Source organism: Lutispora thermophila DSM 19022, assembly GCF_900142105.1.
Lineage (GTDB): Bacteria > Bacillota > Clostridia > Lutisporales > Lutisporaceae > Lutispora > Lutispora thermophila.
In genome coordinates this window covers 16492-33918 of sequence record NZ_FQZS01000022.1, presented here as the reverse complement: position 1 = coordinate 33918, position 17427 = coordinate 16492, and the positions used below count along the sequence as shown (strand labels likewise).

The 17427-nt window shown below is 31.8% G+C and carries 16 protein-coding genes, 1 pseudogene and 1 other annotated feature; all 17 genes and pseudogenes read left to right on the top strand.

The window, feature by feature from the left end:
* The first annotated feature begins 34 nt into the window (after positions 1 to 34).
* The 17 genes and pseudogenes from BUB48_RS14120 (at position 35) to hisS (ending at position 17425) form a co-directional block, all read left to right on the top strand.
* A complete protein-coding gene (locus tag BUB48_RS14120; protein WP_073026910.1) occupies positions 35 to 1678 on the top strand; it encodes a SpoIID/LytB domain-containing protein in 1644 nt (547 codons plus the stop codon).
* A gap of 10 nt (positions 1679 to 1688) precedes the next feature.
* Positions 1689 to 2714, top strand: coding sequence for a tRNA preQ1(34) S-adenosylmethionine ribosyltransferase-isomerase QueA (gene queA, locus BUB48_RS14115; protein ID WP_073026908.1), 1026 nt, complete (start codon positions 1689 to 1691; stop codon positions 2712 to 2714).
* Between the two features lie 19 nt (positions 2715 to 2733).
* Positions 2734 to 3369, top strand: a complete 636-nt coding sequence (locus tag BUB48_RS14110) for a phosphate-starvation-inducible PsiE family protein (RefSeq protein ID WP_175548432.1) — start codon at positions 2734 to 2736, stop codon at positions 3367 to 3369.
* 10 nt (positions 3370 to 3379) lie between these two features.
* Positions 3380 to 4501, top strand: a complete 1122-nt coding sequence (tgt, locus tag BUB48_RS14105; RefSeq protein WP_073026938.1) for a tRNA guanosine(34) transglycosylase Tgt — start codon at positions 3380 to 3382, stop codon at positions 4499 to 4501.
* Positions 4502 to 4560: 59 nt separating this feature from the next.
* Positions 4561 to 4827 (top strand): preprotein translocase subunit YajC, encoded by a 267-nt coding sequence (gene yajC, locus BUB48_RS14100; RefSeq protein WP_073026904.1) that lies wholly within the window; start codon positions 4561 to 4563, stop codon positions 4825 to 4827.
* Between the two features lie 220 nt (positions 4828 to 5047).
* A complete protein-coding gene (locus tag BUB48_RS14095; RefSeq protein ID WP_073026902.1) occupies positions 5048 to 5455 on the top strand; it encodes a TIGR04086 family membrane protein in 408 nt (135 codons plus the stop codon).
* Between the two features lie 69 nt (positions 5456 to 5524).
* Positions 5525 to 5659 (top strand): annotated as a pseudogene (gene scfA, locus BUB48_RS14090) (six-cysteine ranthipeptide SCIFF); the annotation flags it as partial.
* Between the two features lie 345 nt (positions 5660 to 6004).
* Positions 6005 to 7255 carry a protein translocase subunit SecD gene (gene secD, locus BUB48_RS14085; protein ID WP_073026885.1) on the top strand — a complete coding sequence of 417 codons (1251 nt, stop codon included), beginning with the start codon at positions 6005 to 6007 and terminating at the stop codon, positions 7253 to 7255.
* Positions 7256 to 7268: 13 nt separating this feature from the next.
* Positions 7269 to 8150, top strand: a complete 882-nt coding sequence (gene secF, locus BUB48_RS14080; protein WP_073026883.1) for a protein translocase subunit SecF — start codon at positions 7269 to 7271, stop codon at positions 8148 to 8150.
* A 205-nt stretch (positions 8151 to 8355) separates the two neighbouring features.
* Positions 8356 to 8682 carry a LapA family protein gene (locus BUB48_RS14075; RefSeq protein ID WP_073026881.1) on the top strand — a complete coding sequence of 109 codons (327 nt, stop codon included), beginning with the start codon at positions 8356 to 8358 and terminating at the stop codon, positions 8680 to 8682.
* Between the two features lie 14 nt (positions 8683 to 8696).
* Positions 8697 to 10394 (top strand): single-stranded-DNA-specific exonuclease RecJ, encoded by a 1698-nt coding sequence (gene recJ, locus BUB48_RS14070; RefSeq protein WP_073026879.1) that lies wholly within the window; start codon positions 8697 to 8699, stop codon positions 10392 to 10394.
* Between the two features lie 2 nt (positions 10395 to 10396).
* Positions 10397 to 10930, top strand: coding sequence for an adenine phosphoribosyltransferase (locus tag BUB48_RS14065; RefSeq protein WP_408631052.1), 534 nt, complete (start codon positions 10397 to 10399; stop codon positions 10928 to 10930).
* Between the two features lie 127 nt (positions 10931 to 11057).
* Complete coding sequence (locus BUB48_RS14060) at positions 11058 to 13223, top strand: RelA/SpoT family protein (protein WP_073026875.1); 2166 nt, start codon at positions 11058 to 11060, stop codon at positions 13221 to 13223.
* A gap of 11 nt (positions 13224 to 13234) precedes the next feature.
* Entirely contained in the window at positions 13235 to 13684 is a 450-nt protein-coding gene (dtd, locus tag BUB48_RS14055; RefSeq protein ID WP_073026873.1) for a D-aminoacyl-tRNA deacylase, read from the top strand.
* Positions 13685 to 13737: 53 nt separating this feature from the next.
* Entirely contained in the window at positions 13738 to 14361 is a 624-nt protein-coding gene (locus tag BUB48_RS14050) for an MBL fold metallo-hydrolase (RefSeq protein ID WP_139250001.1), read from the top strand.
* Positions 14362 to 14384: 23 nt separating this feature from the next.
* On the top strand, positions 14385 to 15857 hold the full coding sequence (gene hemZ, locus BUB48_RS14045; RefSeq protein ID WP_073026869.1) for a coproporphyrinogen dehydrogenase HemZ: 1473 nt from the start codon (positions 14385 to 14387) through the stop codon (positions 15855 to 15857).
* A 35-nt stretch (positions 15858 to 15892) separates the two neighbouring features.
* Positions 15893 to 16105: a binding site (T-box leader), on the top strand.
* 57 nt (positions 16106 to 16162) lie between these two features.
* Complete coding sequence (hisS, locus tag BUB48_RS14040) at positions 16163 to 17425, top strand: histidine--tRNA ligase (RefSeq protein ID WP_073026867.1); 1263 nt, start codon at positions 16163 to 16165, stop codon at positions 17423 to 17425.
* The last annotated feature ends 2 nt before the right edge of the window (positions 17426 to 17427 follow it).

Sequence of the window (17427 nt, the reverse complement as noted above, 5' to 3'; positions counted from 1 at the left end):
TTGAATATGAAAAACAGAGGAAGAGGTATGTAGCATGAGCAAATATATGAAAAATTTATTGATCATTAACATATTAATATTTTTTTTGATATTACTTCCAGTAAATGTCCATGCTTCTTTTGAAGCCCCTGAAAGGATAAGAGTAGGCTTAAATTATAATGCTACAACTGATATAGTAAATATTAGTTCCACTTCTCCAGCTTATGTTATTATAGATGAAGGTAATCCAGTTTCTCTATCAACATCAAGCCCCATCAAGTTGTCTTTCAGATTGGATGGATATTATAATGTAGTAAAAAATGAAATAAAAAGAATTCAATATGTAAAGGCTGTAAAATATGAAGGAAAGTTGTTTGGCCCTTATCATATACAGATAGGAGATAATTATCCTGATTATGAATCAGCAAGTAAATTTTTGAATCAAGTTAAATCTAGTATTTCTGATTCTTATTTAGCATATGATGGAGAATGGAAGATTTGGACTGGCTTATTCTTAGATGAAAAAGAATGCAAAGAAAAAATGAGTGCTTATCAGAACAAGTATAATTCTTTTACATACAAAATAGTAGAACCGGATTCCAATAGAGTACAAATTATAGATAATAAAGATAATAGTGTGATCATGATATATAAAAATCAAGAAATAAGCATAAAACCTATGGATGATACTAATGGCAATAATTTGCTGGAATTTAACAATGTAAAATATCGTGGTAATATATGTATTAAAACACAAGAAAATGGAAGTTTATCTGTTATTAATGATATTGAATTAGATAAATATTTATATAGTGTTGTAGGAAGTGAGGTAAATCCGACCTGGCATATGGAAGCGTTAAAAGCCCAGGCAGTAGCAGCTAGAAATTATGCATTAATAACTATGGGCAAGCACGATACTGAAGGCTTTCATTTATGCAGCACTACTCATTGCCAGGTATACAAAGGTTATGTAAAGGAACATGAAAGAACAAATCAAGCAGTAGAAGAAACAAAAGGAAAATTACTATACTATGAAGACAAACTTGCATCGACTTTCTATCATTCAAGCAGTGGAGGGCATACTGAAAATTCTGAAAACATATGGAATGATATAGTACCATATATAAGAGGAGTGGAAGATCCTTATTCATTAGGAAGTCCTAATGACAATTGGATTCTCGAATTAAATAAAGCTGAAATAAAAAAGAAATTGGAAGAAAATAATATGAATATAGGCGATATAATTGATATAAACATTATTGAGACTAGTGAGTATGGAAGAGTTAAAAAGATAGATTTTATAGGTACTAAAAATAAAATAACATTAGAAAAAGAGAAAGTTAGATACTTATTTGGTACTTCAAATTTGAAAAGTATATGGTATAGTATAAAAACCGATTCAGACATTAATATTTACGATATCTCTACCAATTCCATTCAAGTAAAAAGACCTGCAGGATTAAATGTTATATCATCAGCAGGGTTAAGCACTATAAAAACAGCAAATGGGAAAATCAATGTAAAAGGGTTGTTTGATGTTAAAAATTATAACATAACTCCCAATACTTATATTTTTAATGGCAAGGGTTGGGGCCATGGCTTAGGCATGAGCCAATATGGAGCTAAAGGGATGGCTGAGCAGGGATATAATTATATTGAAATATTGGAATATTATTATACTGGAACAAAAGTAAAATAAGGAGAAGCATATGAATACATCAGATTTTTATTATAAATTACCAGAAGAATTAATTGCTCAAGAACCAATTTATCCTCGTGATATGTCTCGATTAATGATATTAAATAAAGAAAGTGGATGTATTGAGCATAAGATTTTTAAGGATATAATAAACTACTTAAATCCTGGTGATTGTCTCGTTCTAAATGACACAAGAGTTATACCTGCAAGACTATTTGGAAGTAAAGAAGGAACACAAAGTACGATAGAAATTTTGCTTCTGACAAGGAAATCAAAGGATACATGGGAAGTTATGGTAAGACCAGGGAAAAAGGCTAAACTGGGTGCAAAGATTATATTTGGAGATGGACAACTGGTTGCAGAGATAATTGAAATTTCGGATGGTGGCAATCGTATTATTAAGTTTAGTTATGATGGGATTTTTGAAACCATACTTGAAAACTTAGGCCATATGCCATTACCTCCCTATATTAAAAAGGAACTTGAGGATAAGGAACGATATCAGACTGTTTATTCAAAGCATGAAGGTTCAGCAGCTGCACCTACAGCAGGATTGCACTTTACAGATACTTTGCTTCAGGATATAGAAAATAAAGGTATCAAATTGGCTTATATAACTCTCCATGTAGGTTTAGGTACATTCAGACCTGTGAAAGTAAAGAATATCGAAGAACATAAGATGCACTCCGAGTATTATGATATAAACCAGGAAAGTGCGGACAAAATAAACAGTTCTAGAAAAGAAGGAAAGAGAATAATTTGTGTAGGCACCACTTCCACAAGAACATTAGAATCTGTAGCTGATGAAAATGGTATGGTTAGTGCCAAAAAAGGATGGACCGATATCTTTATATATCCTGGTTATAAGTTTAAATGTACAGACGGATTAATAACTAATTTTCATTTACCCGAGTCAACTCTTTTGATGCTTGTTAGTGCATTAGCAGGTAAAGAAAACATTTTGAGAGCGTATGAAGAAGCTATAAAAAATAAATACAGGTTTTTTAGTTTTGGTGATGCCATGTTAATTATATGATTTTTATGGAGGTATGTTTGTGAGGAAAAATCTTGGGTATTGGAAGCATAAGCTTATCAAATACACTTATTACCTGGAAGTTGTATTGGCTTTTTTTATAATTGCTGCTACAATAGTTGGTATGGTGGATTTAGTTAAATACTTAGCATTGATATTGCGCACCAGTCCACTCGAAACTTATAACATATTTCAAAAGTTCTTGGGGCATGTATTGATGCTGGTTGTTGGAGTAGAGCTTGTAATAATGCTTTTATCCCATACAACCTCAAGTGTTCTGGAAGTTATGCTATATGCCATTGCTAGAAAGCTTCTGATTTTTAGTGATACAACATTAGATATAGCAATTGGTATTATTGCAATAGGGATGATTTTTGCCATAAGGAAATATTTATTTACAAAAGAAATAAAACTAGAAGGACATGGTAATGTTTTCTCTGCAGCTACTTCGGTAGCTGATGCTAATACCATTACTGGTTTAAACATACCTGAACATTTAGGTAATACTATTGGTGGAGTAATAGCAAAAATGGCAGAAAACACAAATAGACCTATATATGAAGGAATTGATTATAGAGTTGGTAATGCAAAACTTAAGGTTATTTCTATGAAAGATGGTTTAATTGAGAAAGTTGTTATAGAGAATTTAGATGAATAGAGAGGGAAATATTGTGGCAATAAGATACGAACTAATAAAAGAATGTAAAGATACTAATGCTAGGTTAGGTAGGGTTTACACACCTCATGGTACAATAGAAACTCCTGCATTTATGCCTGTAGGAACTCAAGCATCTGTAAAAGCTATGAGTCCTGATGAGCTGAAAGAAATTGGATCACAGATTATTCTTAGTAATACATATCATTTATATATTCGTCCGGGGCATAAACTTATTGAAGATTTTGGCGGTCTTCATGGCTTTATGAATTGGGATATACCAATACTTACCGATAGTGGTGGTTTTCAAGTTTTTAGCTTAAATGAATTGAGAAAGATAAGCGAAGAAGGTGTAGAGTTTAAGTCTCATTTAGATGGTTCAAAACATTTTTTTACACCAGAGTTTGTTATGGAAATAGAAGAGTCTCTCGGAGCAGATATAATCATGGCTTTTGATGAATGTATACCATATCCATGTGAAAAAGATTATGCAAGAAAATCTATGGAGAGAACGGTTAGATGGCTTAAAAGGTGTAAAAAAGCTCATACCAAAACAGATAAGCAAGCACTGTTTGGAATTGTACAAGGTGGTACATTTAAAGATTTGAGGATAGAAAGCGCTAAAATGACTGTTGATGTTGATCTTCCGGGGTATGCAGTAGGAGGTCTAAGTGTAGGAGAATCTAAAGAAGAAATGTATGAGGTGCTGGAATATACAGTACCATTACTTCCAAAAGACAAACCAAGGTATCTTATGGGAGTAGGTAGCCCTGATTCACTTATCGATGGTGTCATTAGAGGAATAGATATGTTTGATTGTGTTTTGCCTACAAGAATAGCTAGAAATGGTACTGTTATGACATCAAAAGGAAAGCTAGTTGTGAGAAATGCAGAATATGCTAGAGATTCATTACCTTTAGATGAAAATTGCGATTGCTATGCATGCAGGAATTTTTCAAGAGCTTATATCAGGCATCTAATAAAAGCTGGTGAAATTTTAGGTGCTCGTTTAACAACTATACATAATCTTAGATTTTTACAAAATCTAATGAAAAATATCAGAGACGCAATTAAAGAGGATAGGTTGTTAAATTTTAGAAAAGATTTTTTTGATAGCTATGGTTATGAAAAATAGAAAAAGGATTTTTACTTTTTATATTGAATATACAAATTATTATGGAGGAGGGATACATAATGCCAGCGTGGGTCTCAACAATTCTATTGTATGTTTTAATTTTAGGAGTATTTTATCTTTTACTCATCAGACCACAGAGGAAAAAAGAAAAGCAAATTGAAGAGATGAGAAAAAGCATAAAAGAAGGAGACGAAATCCTAACAATAGGAGGCATCTATGGTAAAGTTCTTAATGCAAAAGAAGACACATTAACCATAGAAGTCGGAGCAGATAAAACTAAGCTGAAGATAGCTAGATGGGCTATTGGGAAAAAGCTTGAGTCTTAAGATAAAAAAGTAACTTGATTATCAAGTTACTTTTTTTAATTATAGAGATTTTAATCATTCCTTATTGAAATTTGGCCTGATACCTTCCTAATACAATCCTTTTGAAAGTATCCATTTTTAGACAGAAATAAAAATGTTAAGAAGCTAGCTTATATATGAATAAAACCGATCACAAAGGAATAATGTTTACTGAATATAAATATTATTAGGAGGTGCAATTATGAGAAGTCTAAAGAGAGATTCAATTAAACTGCACGAAAAACAATATGAAAATAAAATTATAATATTTGCAAAATCGATTATTCTTGCATTAATAATTTCTTTGGTCAGTATAATAATATATGCAATTGTATTATCTTTAACCTCTGTTTCTGATGGTACAATGTCCTTAATAACACAATCAATAACTATGATTAGTATAGTAGCAGCAGCAATATACTGTGGTAGAAAAATAAAGAGCAAGGGTTGGCTATATGGAATGATAGTTGGCATTATTTTCATATTAATGATTCTCCCGTTAAGCATTATATTAGGTCAGGTGCCTGTTTTTGATAAATATTTTATTGGAAAAATAATCATGGCATGTTTAGTAGGTATAGTAGGTGGAATAATTGGTGTAAATCTATGATATTACTACTTTCATAAAACTGATAATTATGATATAATTTACAAGAAAAAATTATTAGGAGGCACAATTATGAAATACATAAAGACTATTAATAAGACAACTTATAATGACAGAGTGTTAAATGGAGGTTGCGGTGAATGCCAGAATTCATGCCAATCCGCATGTAAAACTTCATGTACTGTTGCTAATCAAAAATGCGAAAGTTTAACAAATCTAAGAATTGATAAAAATTTATTATCTAGAATTAAATAAAGATTAAATTTTCATTAGGGCAGTAATATGATTTGCATATTACTGCTCTATTTATAATACTTGGAAAAGTATAAAATCCCTTAATTAATACTTTCCGTTAAAAGCATTTCAAGAAAGGTTTCCTTGATTGTTATAAACGCTTTCAAAGGAATCTTTTCTTATTAGTAATAAAATTAATTACCAATGTCTGGTCTTAGCTAAAAATCTCAAAGAAATCTTTGTTTTTCCTTTTACATTGACTCCAATTAGCAAAAGTAATATAATATCCATTGTGAAATTTTAAAAGGGGGAGTACAGATGAATTCGAAAAACATAGTAAAGTTTATGGCAATAGTCATTATAATTGGAATTCTAAGCTATGTTGCAGCCTATGGACTAGATATCGGAAAGTATGAAATAGTTCCTGTAAAAGAATTAATTAAGCTAGGATTAGATTTGAGGGGAGGAGCAGAAGTTGTTCTTGAAGCTCAAGACAATCCAGACGATCCTGTAACGGATGAAAAAATAGAACGGGCTATTGCTACTATAAGAGAGCGTATTGACTCCCTAGGAGTAACAGAGCCTGTAATAACAAGACAGGGAGACAAAAAAATAAGGGTAAGCTTACCTGAAATTCAGGATACTCAAAGAGCTCTTGAAATAATAGGAAAAACAGCTCAATTAAAGTTTGTTGACGAAGCAGGTAATACAGTATTAACAGGAAATGACATAAAAGATGCCAAGGCGGTATATGGATCACAAAGTGCCACAGGTATTCAACAACCAGTAGTATCTTTAGAGCTGACATCAGAAGGTGCAGAAAAATTTGCTATAGCAACTACCAATAATGTCAATAAAATAATAGCTATATATCTTGATGAAAGCATAATTTCAGCTCCAACAGTTGGAGAACCTATAACAGATGGAAGAGCACAGATTTCAGGTAGTATGACTATGGAAGAAGCTGCGGACCTGGCGATGTTAATCAGAGCAGGTGCTTTACCGGTTGAACTTGAAACATTGCAGGTTACAAGCATAGGTCCTGAGTTAGGAGCAAACTCTTTTGAGAAAAGTTTAACAGCAGGTAAAATAGGTATATTGCTTGTATTCATTTTTATGATTCTTTATTATAGATTACCTGGTTTGGTTGCTGATATTGCATTGGTTTTATATATATGCATAGTTTTGTTTGCTTTGGCTGCAATAAAAGCAACACTTACTCTTCCTGGTATTGCAGGTATTATTCTTTCAGTTGGCATGGCTGTTGATGCTAATGTAATAATTTTTGAAAGAATAAAAGAAGAACTAAAACTAGGTAAAAGCTTGAGAGCAGCTATTGATTCAGGTTTCAGAAGAGCCTTCCTTGCAATAATTGACTCCAATGTAACTACATTGATTGCAGCTATTGTTTTGTTCTATTTCGGTTCAGGTCCTATTAAGGGATTTGCGGTAACATTATCTATTGGTATATTAGCTAGTATGTTTACTGCAATAATAGTGACAAAACAGTTGATGAAGCTCATTTCAGGTATAAAAGCTTTATCCAATACAAAATTATATGGAGCGTAGGAGGGTGAAGTTGATGAAAAATATAAAGTTTGTAGAGTATAAGAAAATATGGTTTTCCATAGCTATAGCGATAATCGTAGCAGGCTTAATCTTCACTTTCATAAATGGTGGATTAAACTACGGTATTGATTTTACTGGTGGTACCACTATACAAGCTCATATAGGCAAAGACTTTGATATTTCAAAGGTAAGAGAATTAATTTCTAAATATGATAGTGAAGCAGTAATAACATATGCAGGAAACGAAAAAGAAGATGTTATTATACGAACCAAGGTTGAATTAGACGATGAAAGCCGTAAAGATATTTTGGATAAGTTTGCTTCAGAATATAATATAACATCTAGTAGTATTAACTTTGAAACAATTGGACCAGCAATAGGTGATGAATTGAAGAAGCAAGCTGTTTTAGCTCTTGTGTTAGCAAATATTGGTATACTAATCTACATCACATTCAGATTTGAATTTACATTCGGATTGACATCTGTTATAGCATTAATACATGATGTTACTGTTATGATAATTCTATATGGAATAATGAGAATTCCAGTAAATAGCTCATTTATAGCTGCTATTTTAACTATAGTTGGTTATTCAATAAACAATACAATAGTTATTTTTGATAGAATAAGAGAAAATATGAAAAATGTTAAGAAGATAGATAAAGTTCAACTTGTTAATGACAGTATAAATCAGACATTGACAAGATCTATTAATACTTCACTTACTACTTTGTTGTCAATAGTAGCACTATATATATTAGGTGTACCATCAATCAAGGAATTTTCTCTTCCATTAATAGTGGGTATTGTGGCAGGAACTTACTCATCAATTTTTATTACTGGTCCTCTTTGGACAATAATAAGTTCGAAGAAAAAGGTTCAGTCTGCTCATTAAACTTAAGGTAACAGTCTAGTGACTGTTACCTTAAGTTTTTATGATGTTTGGTATAGTATATAAATTTCCTTTGCATTAAGTGATGTAAGGGAAACTTATGTTCCCATCTAATGAAGGAGTTCAGAGTATGAAGCATTTTTATCTTTATATTTTTATTTAAATATATTATGCTATGTATATAATCATTGAAAGGAAGTGACTAGTTATGCAATTCATAATTGTTATTTCCATGTTATTTGCTTTATTTATAGCACTTTTTGCAATACAAAATGCAACAGTAATTACTATAAACTTTTTATGGTATAAATTTTATTTATCGCAAGCTGTAGTTATCCTGGGATCTGCTTTATTTGGCATTCTCATAATGTTACCTTTTGATATAGTTAAAAGGATTAAGTTAAATATCAAAATAAATGAGCTAAATAGTAAAATAAAGAAGCTTGATGATGAACTGAGATTGACAAAAGAGAAAATCAGCAAAACTGAAGAGCTTGATTTGAAAAATCAAAATGATATTGATAATGAACAATAGATGTAGGTGATAATTTGATTAAAAAATGGCTTACTTATAATAAAGACTATTCCATGCTTGAGGAAATGAAAGAAGAATTAAAAATATCTGAAATTTTGGCTAGAATACTTATTAACAGAGATATAAATACATTAGAAGATGCGGAAACCTTTTTAAACCCGGACATAGACGAACTAGAGGATCCATTTCTTTTAAAAGGAATGGATGCTGCCATAGAGCGAGTATATAATGCAATAAAAACAGGAGAGAAAATATGTATCTACGGAGATTATGATGTAGATGGTATAACAAGTCTTTCCATTTTATATTTAACATTAAAAAAGCTAGGCGCCAACGTAATTTACTATATACCTAAAAGATTAGAAGAAGGATATGGATTAAACATAGATGCCATAGAAAAAATAATTCAGCAGGATGTCGATTTAATAATTACAGTAGATTGTGGTATTCGCTCTGTTGAAGAAGTAAAGTTTATAAATGATTCTAACAAAGAAATAATAATTACAGATCATCATGAATGTGATGAAGAGATTCCGGAAGCATATTCAGTTATAAATCCTCATCAAATAGACTGTTACTATTCATTTAAAGACTTCGCAGGAGCGGGAGTTGCCTTTAAATTTGTTTGTGCTTTAGCACAAAAGTTTAATAGATATGATCTGCCAGAAGATATAATAGATCTCGCTGCTTTAGGTACAGTTGCAGACGTTGTTCCCTTATTAGGTGAAAATAGAATAATTGTCAAAAACGGGTTAGAGAAAATAAGAAATAATCCAAACCTTGGAATAAAGGCCCTTGCTAAGGTTTCTGGAATAGAATTTAATGCTGTTGATACATATCATATTAGTTTTATGCTCGCACCTAGACTTAATGCTGCCGGAAGAATAAGTGATCCTATATTAGGTGTTAAGTTGCTGATTGCTGAAGATGAGGAGGAAGCATTAAAAATTGCTGAAGAATTAAATAAAGCAAACTCTCAGAGACAATCCATAGAAAATCATATACTTAACTCTGCAATTCAAATCATTGATAAAACCATAGATAAAGAAAATGATAGAATTATTGTTGCTGTTGGTAATAATTGGCATATTGGCGTAATAGGAATTGTTGCATCAAAACTAACCGAGAAATATGGATTACCGGTTGTCCTGATTTCTCTTGAGGGTGGTGTTGGCATAGGTTCAGCGAGAAGCATACCAGGCTTTGATTTATATGAGGCCATGAATAAATGCAGTTTCCTTTTTGAGAAATTCGGTGGTCATCAAATGGCTGCTGGTTTAACTATTAAAGAGGATAACATTGAGAAATTAAAATATATGCTAAATGAAATTGCCTGGGAAATGACGGCAAATAAACAATTTGTTCCAGAAATCTTTATTGATTACAAGATTGACAATATTAGCATGATATCGCAGTTAATAGAAGAATTAGAATTGTTACAACCTTATGGTGAAGGCAATCCAGTCCCAATATTTGTGTTTAGAGGTCTTACTATTGAAGAGATAAAATTACTGGGAAACAATAAACATTTGTCATTGAAACTATATGACGGAAATGATACTATTAGGGGAATTGGTTTTAATATCGGATTTATAATTAATTATATTGCAGTTAATGAAAAGATTGATATAATATGTAGTGTAGAAAAAAATCTTTGGAATGGCACAGAGTTTATTCAATTAAACATCAAAGATATAAAAAAAGCCAAATAAATATGGATTTGGAGGCAGAAAACGTGAATTTAGAAAAATATATTAGAGTTATTGAGGACTTTCCTGTAGAAGGTATAAGTTTTAAGGATGTTACAACCCTATTAAAGGATGGAGAAGCTTTTAAGTACGCAATAAAACTTATGGCTGATAAGATACGAGATAAAGATGTTGATATAGTGGTAGGACCAGAAGCAAGAGGATTTCTATTTGGTGCTCCCATTGCCTATGAGTTAGGAGTAGGTTTTGTACCTGTGAGAAAGCCAGGTAAGCTTCCAGGTGAAACTTTAAAATATGAGTATAAGCTGGAATACGGAACTGATAGCTTAGAAATTCATAAAGATGCTATAAAACCTGGAGATAAGGTGGCTGTTGTAGATGATTTATTAGCTACAGGAGGAACAATATTATCTGCTATTAAACTAATTGAGAACCTTGGGGGTATTGTGGTTCATGTAGGGTTTCTAATTGAATTAGAAGAGTTGATGGGAAGAAATGTACTATCAAAATATAATGTTAGTTCAATAATTAAGTATTAGAACTCTGATGCTCCTGGTTAACCAGCTTTGATTCATGGGTATTTAACCTATTGAATGGGGCTATGTTACTCAGGAGATTTTTATATTAATAATATTATATATATTCTAATCAAAAGATGGTGTTAATATGCTCCAAGAATTAATAGAGAAAATAAAAAAATACAATCCAACAGGGGATTTTGAAATAATATATAAAGCATATGAATTTGCTCTGAATGCACATCAAGGTCAAAAAAGAGTATCTGGTGAAGATTATATTATCCATCCCACTGCTGTAGCTGAAATATTGGCTGATTTAAATATGGATAATCTAACTATTGCTGCAGGTATGCTTCATGATGTAGTTGAGGATACAAAATATGACTATAATGACATAAAATTGTTATTTGGTGACGAAGTTGCCATGCTTGTTGATGGAGTTACAAAGCTTGGTAAACTTGAATATAGAACAAAGGAAGAACAGCAAGCAGAAAATCTTAGAAAAATGTTTATTGCCATGGCCAGAGACATAAGAGTTATTTTAATAAAGTTGGCAGATAGACTCCATAATCTAAGAACACTGAAGTATATGTCGAAGGAAAAACAGTATGAAAAGGCGAAAGAAACATTAGAAATATATGCACCTATAGCACATAGGCTTGGAATTTATAAAATTAAATGGGAAATGGAAGATCTTGCGCTAAGATATATAGACCCTGAAGGATATTATGATTTGGTAGAAAAAGTAGCAAAAAAAAGGAAAGAAAGAGAAGAGTATATTAACTATGTAATAGAAACATTGAAAAACAAGAATAAAGAAATGGGTATAGATGTTCAAATAGAAGGTCGTCCCAAAAATTTTTACAGTATTTATAAGAAAATGTTTCAACAGAATAAAACTTTTGAGCAAATCTTTGATCTTACAGCAATTAGAGTGATAGTAGATACTGTAAAAGATTGTTATGGAGTTTTAGGAATAGTTCATACTTTATGGAAACCTATTCCTGGTAGATTCAAGGACTATATAGCTATGCCTAAGCCAAACATGTACCAGTCTTTGCACACTACAGTAATTGGGCCTGCAGGAGAACCCATCGAGGTTCAGATAAGAACATGGGAAATGCATAGAACCTCTGAATATGGAATAGCAGCACACTGGAAGTACAAAGAAGGACGAACATCTCAGAATGATTTTGATGAAAAGTTAAAATGGTTAAGGCAAATGCTTGAATGGCAGAATGAAGTTAAAGACACAAAAGAGTTCATGGAGACTCTAAAAATTGATTTAGTTATAGATGAAGTATATGTTTTTACACCTAAAGGCGATGTTATAGACTTGCCTGTGGATTCTTCACCCATTGATTTTGCATATAAAATTCACAGTGCTATTGGAAATAAGTGCGTAGGAGCAAAAATTAACGGTAAAATTGTTCCTTTGGATTATAAATTACAGAATGGAGATATAGTAGAAATAATAACATCCGCAAATTCAAATGGTCCGAGCAGAGATTGGCTAAAGATAGTAAAAAGTTCACAGGCTAAAAATAAAATAAGACAATGGTTTAAAAAAGAAAAACGTGAAGAGAATATTCAAAAAGGAAAAGATATACTTGATAAAGAAATAAAAAGATTAGGATCAAGTTTATCAATAGCCATAAAAAGTGAATGGCTGGAGACTGTTTATAAGAAGATAGGACTTAATTCATTAGATGATTTGTATGCATCACTAGGTTACGGAGGACTCACTCTGAACCAAGTAATGATGAGGTTAAAGGAAGAAATTAGAAAGAATCAGAAAATTGATATTAAAGATGAAGAATTATTAGATAAGCAGCTAGAAAAACCAATTAGAAAAAAGAAAAGATTAAATACTGGTGTAAAAGTAAAGGGTGTCGATAATATTCTTGTAAGGTTTTCAAAATGTTGTAACCCTGTTCCAGGTGATGAGATATTAGGTTATATAACGAAGGGAAGAGGTGTTTCAATACACAGAAGAGATTGTCCAAATGCCGCTGATTTGCTTAAAGATACAGATAGGTTGATAGAAGTTGAATGGAATACACAAAGTACGGTATCCTATAATGCTGATGTACAAGTTAGAGCTAATGATAGACAAGGATTGCTTGCAGAAATAACTTCAATCATAAATGAGAGTAAAATCAATATTGTATCCTTTTATTCGAGAACTTCTAAGGATAAAGCTGCAAACATAAATTTTGTATTGGAAATAAATGACATAGATCAATTGAATAGACTAATCAGGAAATTAAGGAGAATAGAAGGAGTCATTGATGTTTTTAGAGCAAAACAATAGGAGGAAAGCTAATGAGAGCAGTTGTACAAAGAGTAAAAAGCAGTCATGTGGAAGTAGATGGTAAAATTACTGGGCAGATAAACAAAGGTCTGATGGTTTTGTTGGGAATAAGCGAAGATGATAATATAGAAGATATAGATTATATGGTTGATAAAATAGCAAATCTAAGGATTTTTGAAGATTCTGAAGGAAAAATGAACCTGTCACTTATGGATGTTGGAGGAGAAATTCTTGTTGTCTCACAATTTACATTATATGGTGATTGCAGAAAAGGAAGGCGCCCAAGTTTTGTTAGAGCAGCTAAACCTGAAGAAGCACAGAAACTCTATAATTTATTCATAAAAAAAATGGAAGAGATGAATATTGTTGTTCAAACAGGGATTTTCCAAGCTGATATGACCGTTTATATAGAAAATGACGGTCCAGTTACTTTAATAGTAGATAGTGAAAAAATCATTTAATAGTTACCGTCTATCAGTTATGAATATTATAATCTTAAAGGGAGATGAGTTATTTGAATTTCAAAAGATTGCCTTTAGGAATATATCAAGCAAATTGTTATATAATATGGGATGAAGGATCCAAGAAAGCAGCTGTTATAGATCCAGGAGGAGATTTTGAAGAGTTAAATGAATTTGTTGAAAGCAATCAACTTTCTGTTCAGTATGTATTGCTTACTCATGGACATGGAGACCATATTGGCGCTGTAGCACAGACAAGAGAAAAATATAAAGCAGAAGTGATGATTCATAAAGATGACTATGATATGTTAAAAAATAAAAATAAAAATTATTCTAACCAAATGGGATATAAAGATATTGAATTAGAAGCTGATAAAAAATTAGAAGATGGGGATGTAATAAATCTCGGATCAATAAAAATGGAGATAATTCATACACCTGGACATACAAAAGGAAGCATATGTATAAAATATGATAATATTGTGTTTTCAGGAGACACGTTATTTGCCGGTTCTATAGGAAGAACAGATCTTGGTGGAGGGTCATTTGAAGATATCATTGACTCTATTACCAACAAATTACTAACTTTACCAGATAATACTGAAATTTATCCAGGTCATGGCCCTTCTACAACTATTGGCGTGGAGAAAAAAAGTAATCCTTTCTTAAAAGATTAAAATTAATTAGATAGAGGATTAAGATGATAATATTAAAATTAATAGGACATGAGTACTTTAATGAAGTTTCAGATATAATAAAACTATTTTATGGTAAAGAGTCAATAAAACTTTATGACAACACAGAAAGTTATGTAACCATGCAAGGCAAAATGCTTACCAGTGAACTTATTATAGGGGATTATATTACATCTTTCATTTCATCTTATAAAGATTTAAATAGCAATAATGTAAAGAGATATAATTTTACTAAGAGCGGCAATGTTTTAGATTCTAAAGAAATTAAAAAATCCTTGAAAGTGTCTATGTTTAAACTGTTATCAGATATAACAGGCTATAATATACCTTGGGGAATATTGACTGGTATAAGGCCGGTAAAGATCGTTCATAAGCTGTTTGAGGAGGGAATGAGCAAAGATCAAATTATTGAACACCTGAAAGAAGAGTATTATGTCACTGAAGATAGAGCTATACTTTCCATTAAAGTTGCTCAAGTTGAAAAGAAGTATATAAGTCAAAAGAATAATAAAAAAGTAGGTATCTATGTTGGAATACCTTTTTGCCCAAGCAGATGTAATTACTGTTCTTTTACTTCAAACACCATAGAAAAAAACAGAAATTTAGTTCAGCCTTATCTTGAAGCATTAATGTTGGAAATTAAAACTGTTTCACAATATCTTAGATCAAAAGGTGTTACAGCTCTGAGTGTTTATATCGGAGGAGGTACTCCTACTTCCATTAATGCTGATGAAATAAGCACTTTAGTGCAATGCATTAATGAATTCTGGGGACAGAATGAAGAATTCACTTGTGAGGCAGGGAGACCTGATACCATAACTATAGATAAACTTAAAGCACTAAAAGAAAATGGAATAACGAGATTAAGCATCAATCCCCAAACAATGGATGATAAGACCTTGGTAAGAATAGGAAGAAAGCACACTTCTGCTCAAGTTGCTGAAAGTTTTTATTTGGCCAGAGAAATAGGTTTTGACAATATAAATATGGATATGATTATAGGGCTTCCTGGTGAAGGTTTGGAACAAGTTGAAAATACTTTGGATTGGATGAATAAATTGAACCCTGAGAATGTTACTGTACATACACTTGCCATTAAAAGAGCATCAGTATATAATGAAGTAAATCTTGATGCTGGAAGCAATAATGATATTGCTTATAAAATGATGGAACTTGCGAGAAAAAAACTAGAAATCAATCAATATTATCCTTATTACTTATATAGACAAAAATATATGGCTCAAAATCTAGAAAATATAGGATTTTGCAAAAAGGATAAAGAATGTGTATATAACATGCAAATAATGGAGGAAAAGCAAAGCATTGTTGCTTTTGGTGCAGATGCTGTTACAAAAGCATACTTTCCTGATAAAGACAGATTAGAAAGACAGCACAACATAAAAGATTTATCACTATATATAAAAAATATAGACAATCAAATCAATAAAAAGATTGATCTACTTAGTAATTTGTATTGACAAAAATATGCAGTAAATATATAATGATAAACATTATAAAAGCGATGAAAGGGCTAGTAGATATCAGACGCTTGACAGGGAGAGGGAGCCATTGATTGAGAGCCCCTTAAAGTAGGAAATATCGAAAGACACCCAAGGAGCTTCCAAATTGAAATAATAGTAGATTTGGACGAATTTCCGCGTTAAGGAATAAAGAGATGGATACTATCCAAGCAGGGTGGCACCGCGAGAAAGACCTCGTCCCTGACATATTTTGTCAGAGATGAGTTTTTTGTTTATATAAAGGAAAGTTTGGAGGGATATACATGAAGATTCAAGGACCTAAAGGTACAAAGGATGTTTTGCCTTCAGAATCGTATAAATGGCAGTACATAGAAGGAAAGATAAGAGAATTATGTTCTATAAACGGATATAAAGAAGTAAGAACACCTGTTTTTGAACATACTGAGCTCTTTCAAAGAGGTGTAGGAGAAACTACAGATGTAGTACAAAAAGAAATGTATACATTTTTAGATAAGGGCGGAAGAAGCATCACATTAAAGCCAGAGGGAACTGCTCCTGTTGTTAGAACTTATATAGAAAATAGCGTATATAATGATATTCAACCAACAAAGATGTACTATATAACACCGTGTTATAGGTATGAGAGACCACAGGCTGGAAGATTGAGGGAATTCCATCAGTTTGGTATTGAAGTTTTCGGAACCCAAGATCCATATATAGATGCGGAAGTAATAAGCATAGGGATGACTCTATTTGAATCCCTTGGAGTAAAGGCTTTAGAACTCAGAATAAACAGTGTTGGTTGCCCAAAATGCAGAAAGGAATATAATGCTAAATTAAAAGCATTTCTTAAACCTAAGTTAGATAAATTATGTAAATACTGTCAAGAAAGATATGAAACTAATCCATTAAGGATTTTGGATTGTAAGGAAGAAAAATGTAAAGAAAATTTAACAGATGTACCATTTATGTTGGATAACCTCTGTGATGACTGCAAGAATCATTTTGATGGATTAAAGAAAGGTTTAGAAATTATAGGATTAAACTATATAGTTGACCCAAGAATTGTAAGAGGATTGGATTACTATACCAAAACAGCATTTGAAATAGTATCTAAAGATATAGGTTCTCAAGGAACCGTATGCGGTGGCGGAAGGTATGACGGTTTAATAGAACAATGCGGAGGTCCAAGCACACCTGGCGTTGGATTCGGACTAGGTCTCGAAAGGCTATTGCTAACTATGGAAAATCAAGGTATTACTATACCTGATACAGAAAAAATGGAGTTATACATAGCTGCTATAGGTGAAAAAGCTAATGATAAAGCAATGGATTTGTTGTTTAAACTAAGAAAATCAGGTATCAGAGCTGAAAAGGATTATTTAAACAGAAGCATTAAAGCTCAAATGAAATATGCAAACAAGATAAATGCCAAATATGTTATTGTAATAGGCGATGAAGAAATAGAGAAGGGTATTGTAAATATTAAAGATATGGAAACAGGAAATGTTATAGATGCTTCACTGAATAATATTGCTGACATTATTATTAAAATAAGGAGGTAAAC

Bases quoted from the DNA above. Each gene is read 5' to 3' on its own strand.
- BUB48_RS14120 (WP_073026910.1), top strand. From the start codon at position 35: ATGAGCAAATATATGAAAAATTTATTGATCATTAACATATTAATATTT.
- hisS (WP_073026867.1), top strand. From the start codon at position 16,163: ATGAAGATTCAAGGACCTAAAGGTACAAAGGATGTTTTGCCTTCAGAA.
- BUB48_RS14095 (WP_073026902.1), top strand. From the start codon at position 5,048: ATGAGAAGTCTAAAGAGAGATTCAATTAAACTGCACGAAAAACAATAT.
- secD (WP_073026885.1), top strand. From the start codon at position 6,005: ATGAATTCGAAAAACATAGTAAAGTTTATGGCAATAGTCATTATAATT.
- hemZ (WP_073026869.1), top strand. From the start codon at position 14,385: ATGATAATATTAAAATTAATAGGACATGAGTACTTTAATGAAGTTTCA.
- dtd (WP_073026873.1), top strand. From the start codon at position 13,235: ATGAGAGCAGTTGTACAAAGAGTAAAAAGCAGTCATGTGGAAGTAGAT.
- BUB48_RS14060 (WP_073026875.1), top strand. From the start codon at position 11,058: ATGCTCCAAGAATTAATAGAGAAAATAAAAAAATACAATCCAACAGGG.
- queA (WP_073026908.1), top strand. From the start codon at position 1,689: ATGAATACATCAGATTTTTATTATAAATTACCAGAAGAATTAATTGCT.
- yajC (WP_073026904.1), top strand. From the start codon at position 4,561: ATGCCAGCGTGGGTCTCAACAATTCTATTGTATGTTTTAATTTTAGGA.
- BUB48_RS14075 (WP_073026881.1), top strand. From the start codon at position 8,356: ATGCAATTCATAATTGTTATTTCCATGTTATTTGCTTTATTTATAGCA.
- secF (WP_073026883.1), top strand. From the start codon at position 7,269: ATGAAAAATATAAAGTTTGTAGAGTATAAGAAAATATGGTTTTCCATA.
- BUB48_RS14065 (WP_408631052.1), top strand. From the start codon at position 10,397: ATGGATTTGGAGGCAGAAAACGTGAATTTAGAAAAATATATTAGAGTT.